The sequence below is a fragment of the Streptomyces sp. MB09-02B genome (assembly GCF_033794485.1).
Classification (GTDB): Bacteria; Actinomycetota; Actinomycetes; order Streptomycetales; family Streptomycetaceae; genus Streptomyces.
Map to the genome: position 1 here is coordinate 1 of NZ_JARGEE010000756.1, position 2,216 is coordinate 2,216.

Consider the following 2,216-nt stretch of genomic DNA (forward strand, 5'->3'; position numbering starts at 1 on the left):
GCCGCAACCACTACCAGGTGGCGGCGAAGAGGGGCGAGCGGCTGCCGGTCGCGATCGCCTTCGGCTGCCCGCCCGCCGTGACGTACGCCTCCACCGCCCTCGAAGACGTCGATGCCCGCGCCCGCGTAGAAGGCGGCCAGTCGGCGGCCGAGGGGACTGCCGCCGCAGATGAGGTAACGGACCCGGCCGCCCAGCGCCTTGCGGATGCGCCGGTAGACCAGGGGGTCGTAGAGGGTGCGGGCCGTCTTCAGGAAGGCGGACGGGCCGGGTCCGGTGCCGTGCTGTTCGGCCTCCAGGGCCTCGCCGTAGCGGCGGGCCACGGCGGAGGCGCGGTCGTACGAGGAGGCGCGGCCCATGCGTTCGGCGGAGGCGCGGGCCGTGTTGAAGACCTTCTCCAGCACGTAGGGAATGACCAGGAGGAACGTCGGGCGGAATGACTTGAGGTCGGCGAGGAGGTCCTCCGTGCGGAAGCTCGGCGAGTGGCCGAGGCGCACCCTCGCCCGCATACAGCCGATCGCCACCATGCGGCCGAACACGTGGGCGAGTGGGAGGAAGAGGAGGGTGGAGGCCTCCTCGTCCGTCTTCGCGCGGAAGATGGGGTAGAGGAGGTCGATCGCGTTGTCGACCTCGGCGCAGAAGTTGCCGTGGGTGAGCGCGCAGCCCTTGGGGCGGCCGGTCGTGCCCGAGGTGTAGATCAGGGTCGCGAGGGTGTCGGGGCCCAGCACACCACGCCGTACGGCCACTTCCTGGTCCGACACCTCACGGCCCAGGTCGGCGAGCCGGTCCAGGTGGCCCTTCTCGAAGACCCACATGTGGCGCAGGTCGGGGATGCGGTCGAGCTCGGGGCCGAGGGCTGCGGCCTGGGCCGCCGTCTCGACGGCGAGGGCCACCGCACCCGAGTCCTGGAGGATCCAGCGGGTCTGGAAGACGGAGGAGGTGGGGTAGACGGGGACCGTGACCAGGCCCGCCGCCCAGGCAGCGAAGTCCAGGAGGGTCCACTCGTACGTCGTCCGCGCCATGATCGCGATCCGGTCGCCCGGCATGAGGCCCTCGGCGATCAGGCCCTTCGCCAGCGCGAGCACCTCGGCCGCGAAAGCGGCGGCCGTGACGTCCCGCCACCGGCCGTCCTCCTCCCCGTCCGTGCCGCCGTGCTTGCGGCTGAGGACGACCGAGTCGGGGGCGTGGGCCGCGTTGTCGAACGGGATGTCCGCGAGCGAGCCGTAGGTCACGGGCGCGGCGAGCGCGGGCACGTACGCCTCCCGCACGATGCCGTCCAGCCGCTTCAACTCGGGTTCGACCAGGGCGGGTTCGGTGCTTTCGAGGTTGGACACGGGCGGCTCCTGGGCGTTCGGTGTGTCCGGATCGTACGGGGTTGGTGTGTGAGGTTCGTGTGAGTGTGGCGAGGGTCCGGAGACGGAACCGGGCCGGGGATGTGCAGTGTCCCAGACCGCTCGGTCACGACTCCTCCGCAGGTCAAGGGCGCGCCAAGTTACCTGAGGGTCGTTCATTTACCGGGGCGCACGGCAGGCCCCACCGGCCCTTACCTCGGGTAACCTGACTGTGGAGTAAGGAAGTGGAGCAAGGAAGTGGAATCCGGCGCGGGGAGCGGAGCCCGGCGCGAGGAAGGGGAGACCGTCCGATGCACACCGTCACCCTCGCCCGACCGCCCTCCCTCGGCCCGCTGCTCGCCAGGGGCGCCCTCCTCTCGCCGGGCAGGAGCCGCAGGCTCCCGCGTGTGGCGGCCTCCGGGCTCGTCTCCCCGTCCCGGTTCCCCCGGCTGGTACTCCCCGGCGTCCGGATCGACCTCGCCCGGCTCGCCGCGTACGAGCGGGTCTGCGGGTTCCCCACCGGGGAGGACGCCGTTCCGCTGACGTATCCGCATGTCCTCGGGTTTCCGGCGGCCATGCGGGTCATGGCCGGGCGGGACTTCCCGTTGCCCCTGCTCGGGCTCGTGCACACCTCGATCGAGATCACCCGACGTCGGCGGCTGCCCGCCACCGGGGAGTACGAGATCACCGTGTATGTCGCCGAGTTGACGCCCCATCGGCGGGGCACCGAGGCGACGGTCGTCACGGAACTGCGGGACGGGCAGGAGGCCGAGGGCGGTGCCGGGATCGCGTGGGAGTCCCGCAGCACGTACCTCGCCCGACACCGGCACGAGGCCGAGGAGCGGCGCGGTGAGGGTGTGGGGGCGGGTGTGGGGCGCGGCCCTGGAG

The 2,216-nt window shown here is 72.1% G+C and carries 3 pseudogenes; 2 read left to right on the forward strand and 1 reads right to left on the reverse strand.

Going from position 1 to position 2,216, the window contains the following annotated elements:
• A pseudogene (locus P1P70_RS43715) lies at positions 1-105 on the forward strand (UbiD family decarboxylase domain-containing protein); the annotation flags it as partial.
• Here P1P70_RS43715 and P1P70_RS43720 read toward each other — a convergent pair.
• Positions 90-1,331: pseudogene (locus P1P70_RS43720) on the reverse strand (AMP-binding protein); the annotation flags it as partial. The pseudogenes P1P70_RS43715 and P1P70_RS43720 sit on opposite strands and share 16 nt — an antisense overlap.
• A gap of 308 nt (positions 1,332-1,639) precedes the next feature.
• Between P1P70_RS43720 and P1P70_RS43725 the strand changes: the two are divergent.
• Positions 1,640-2,216: pseudogene (locus P1P70_RS43725) on the forward strand (hypothetical protein); the annotation flags it as partial.